This is a genomic window from Robertmurraya sp., assembly GCF_036676585.1.
In the GTDB taxonomy this organism is placed as follows: domain Bacteria; phylum Bacillota; class Bacilli; order Bacillales; family Cytobacillaceae; genus Robertmurraya_A.
In genome coordinates, this window is sequence record NZ_JAKFCQ010000020.1 from 1 (window position 1) to 3785 (window position 3785).

Here is a 3785-nt window from a genome sequence, read left to right on the forward strand (position 1 = left end):
TCATGGGAAATTTACAATAAATATAAAAGTGATGTTTGGTATAACCCACTTATTTAATATTTATTTTCACCAACTATTGACAGAACTCTTTAGTTGGTGATACACTTCATCTTATGAATTGAATCAAACGGAGAGAAAAGAATTATGGCAAATAAATACAAGCTTCTTATTACAAGTCAAGATTATTATGGTCATAACTTTATTGACAACATCGCCAAGTACGCTGCAAAGGGTGCTGTGATTGACAAGAAAGAGCGATTCTATAATGACTACCCACATGCGTGTGTGATGGTGATTGAGACGGAAGAGTTCCTTAAGTCAGAGCCTAGTGTTGATGTTGTGGTGATTAAAGAAGAATATACTAAAGAATCTCTTGAAGAGATGGACTGGGATGAACTGAGAGCTTTGGCTAAGAAGCTGCATGGGATTACAGGTCGCGATAGGGCTCAGGTTATTCGTCAGTTCTTGGAAAAGAATGAAGCTGTTTAAGTAATACAATGAGAGCGAACGGGATTGCAAGCCCTTCTAACTGCCAACTCAGGTAGATAGTTCTCACCTAATTTAATCTAGTTGGAGATGTTCAAATGCGTAAATATGAATTGAAAGACTACACAAATACAGAAATCGGTTTTCTTACTATCCTTGGTCGATTTGAACCTAAGGAAGAAGACACAGCTACCACGGCAAACTGGAAAGCTCTTTGTGTATGCGGAGCTGAGTGTGTCGTTACCCACAAGAGTGTTACTGGTAAAAAGAAATCAACTTGTGGATGTGGTATTAAAACCCTCGCATACCAAGCTGGCAATAAATACAACTTACTAACAATTATTAAAGAAGGCCCTAAATCAAATGGCGGCGTTCGCCAAGTTTGGTGTAAGTGTGATTGTGGCAATGAAGAGTTAACTCTAGTACGAACAAATAACTTACAGTCCGGTAATACTTCTTCCTGTGGCTGTGTGGGGGAAGAAAGTCGAAAGACGCATGGAATGTCGAATACCCGAACCTACCAGATTCATGAAGGAATGCTTCGTCGTTGTAATTGTCCACAACAGTTGGGCTTTGAGAATTACGGAGGTCGAGGCATTAAAGTAAGAGAACGATGGAATCCACTTCTTGGTGGTTCTTTCGAAAACTTCTTTGAAGATATGGGTGAGGCTCCAGAAGGTATGAGTCTTGATCGTATTGATTTTAATGACGATTACTACAAAGAGAATTGCCGCTGGGCAACTAACAGTATTCAAGGGTATAACAAAGGGTTAGATCCAAATAATACTTCAGGTAAATCTGGTGTTAGTTGGTATACTCAGAATCAAAAGTGGTCTGCTGAAATTCATGTTGAAAACCAACATATCCGGTTAGGTATGTTCAATAACTTCGAAGATGCAGTAAAAGCACGAGAAGAGGCAGAACTTAAATACTACGGGTGGAATAAACAATGAGTGATAAAGATAAACCACTACCGGGTCCGGTGTCGCAGCGCCAGCATATGTACGTGGCAGCCCAGACGGACGTGACTCTATATGGTGGTGAATTGCGCCTCCATTTAAAACTCTCTTAAACGGGGAAAGCTAAGGACTTAAGTCTATGCCAATCCCGTGCCAATGTTTAAAGACAGTGCGTAGAGGCCATCGAAAACACACAGTAATGTGGAAGTGAGTAGAGTAGGGATCAAGCGATTCCCGAAACAGAGAGAATTCTTAGAATTAAGAGTTGGTCCGACACTTAGGGAAACTTAAGAAAGCTTAGCGAGCTTTATAACAGTATTGGCAGCAGGCTCAGGAAAATCAGAAATTGGTGTAATTGATTTTCTTAAATACACCGATATTCCAAATTTCATTGGTGTTATGACACGGCGAAATACTCCGCAATTGACTGGTCCCGGTGGACTTCTAACCAAGTGTAAACGTATTTTTTCTCAAGCCTATGGTCCTGATGAGTACACTTGGAGAGCTAAGGACGGTAAATTTTTGTTCCATAAAAGCGGAGCTGAGATTTACTTAAAACACTTTGAAAACGACCAAAGTGATGTGTCTTGGCAAGGGGCTGAGGCCAATCTTTTCTACGTAGACGAGGGCACGCAGTTCACACAGCACATGATTCAATACATCATGTCTCGTATGCGTAATCCTTCTTGCCCCGAAGTAAAGCCCCACCTCAAAATTACCTGTAACCCAGACGCAGATCATTTCTTGAGGAAGTGGGTTGAGCCTTACTTGCATGAAGACGGCACACCAGATCGTAGTAGAGACGGCATCGTAAGATACTTTTCTTTCCAAGACGGTGACTTTGTTTGGGGTGATAGTATTGAATCTCTAGTAAGGGATCATGGGATCGCAGAAGAAGATGCTCTGTCGTTTACGTTCATTAGTGCAAACGTAGATGATAACCCAATTGTTAAAAAAGTTAACCCAAAGTATGTCTCGTGGCTTAAAGGCCTCAAAGGGACTGAAAAAGCTAGATTACTTTTTGGGAACTGGTTTGTACGAGATTCCGGCAGCGGCTTCTTTAAACGCGACTGGGTGATACCAGTTAAGATGTATGAACAAGAGATTGTCTCTCGCTGTAGGGCATGGGATATAGCCGGGTCCGTTCCATCGGATGCTAATCCTCGACCGGACAAAACTTGTGGAGTTTTGATTGCAAAGACAAAGCAAGGGCAATACATCGTTGAGGACGTAATCACATTTATGGCTCGCTATGGTGAAGTTATGAAGACTATCATCAAAACTGCTCAGTCTGATCCTGATAACACTCAGATTATACTGCCTCAGGAGCCAGGTCAAGCCGGAATTGCAGCCGGTAAGATGATGATTAAAGAACTTTTAGAAGAGGGGTTCGCAGCAAGAATGCGACCAACTAACAAATCTAAAGTAGTTCGATTCCAACCATTCGCCGCTGCTGCTGAGGCTGGTCTTGTCTCTTATGTTGAAGGTCCGTGGAACGAAGCCTACTTCTTTGAACTTGAAGCTTTTGATGGAAGTCGAAATGTAAAAGATGACCAAGTGGATGCCTCCTCTGATGCATTTATTACACTAGCTCAGAAATTAAACGTGCCTATGTTCTCCATGCCCAGCATGACAAAATCAAATGAATTCAGCTTTTAAGCTGCGCTTTAGCCTTTTAATTCTTAAGGAAAATACATGGCAGAAAATGACAATTTAAATCTCTCTGCCGGGGACAATCCTGCACTGAGGATTAAGCTAGGTGAAACTGGTTGGGTTGGTCTACGCGAATTCGACGGGATCATCATGGAGGAAATGCGTGAGTCGCTGAAATGGCCTAGAGCTAATAGAACATACCAAGAAATGGGAGAAGATGCAACAATTGCTTCTGCTCTTTCTTTGTTCTCAATGATGATTAGTCGGGTTAATTGGAAAGTAGTTCCTCCTGTTGATCCTACAGAAGATGACCTGAAGAAAGTTAAGTTCCTTCAGCAATGTATGGATGATATGGAACATAGTTGGTTCTCCTTTATTAAGGAAGTAACTAGTATGTTCACATACGGATATGCGATTCAAGAGAAGGTGTATCGTCGTAGGCGTCTGAGTACAGGCTCTAAGTATGATGATGGTTTGGTAGGTATTGAAAAGCTTGCCACTCGCTCTCAAACTACTATCTATCGTTGGCTGTTTGATGATTCTGGACGTAACCTTACAGGTGTAGTACAGGATACAGGCTTTCTAGTTGATGGTTATCGTCTAGCTAATAGTAAAGACTACGGCGGCCAGATTGACATTGAACGTAGAAAGTTCCTTCTCTTTCGTACAGACGTAAGTCGAGATAAC

The 3785-nt window shown here is 41.7% G+C and carries 5 protein-coding genes; all 5 read left to right on the plus strand.

The genetic code is table 11. From position 1 onward, the window contains the following. Window positions 1-144 precede the first annotated feature (144 nt). Complete coding sequence (locus ACGLXV_RS01450) at window positions 145-489, plus strand: DUF7440 family protein (protein WP_391557212.1); 345 nt, start codon at window positions 145-147, stop codon at window positions 487-489. A 95-nt stretch (window positions 490-584) separates the two neighbouring features. After that, a complete protein-coding gene (locus ACGLXV_RS01455) occupies window positions 585-1439 on the plus strand; it encodes a hypothetical protein (protein ID WP_391557213.1) in 855 nt (284 codons plus the stop codon). Further along, window positions 1436-1558 carry a hypothetical protein gene (locus ACGLXV_RS01460; RefSeq protein WP_391557214.1) on the plus strand — a complete coding sequence of 41 codons (123 nt, stop codon included), beginning with the start codon at window positions 1436-1438 and terminating at the stop codon, window positions 1556-1558. The genes ACGLXV_RS01455 and ACGLXV_RS01460 overlap by 4 nt, the downstream gene beginning before the upstream one ends. A gap of 205 nt (window positions 1559-1763) precedes the next feature. Then, window positions 1764-3104 (plus strand): phage terminase large subunit, encoded by a 1341-nt coding sequence (gene terL, locus ACGLXV_RS01465; RefSeq protein WP_391557215.1) that lies wholly within the window; start codon window positions 1764-1766, stop codon window positions 3102-3104. A 36-nt stretch (window positions 3105-3140) separates the two neighbouring features. Then, window positions 3141-3785, plus strand: a 645-nt coding sequence (locus tag ACGLXV_RS01470) for a phage portal protein family protein (protein ID WP_483880579.1), incomplete at its 3' end; no start/stop codon positions are given.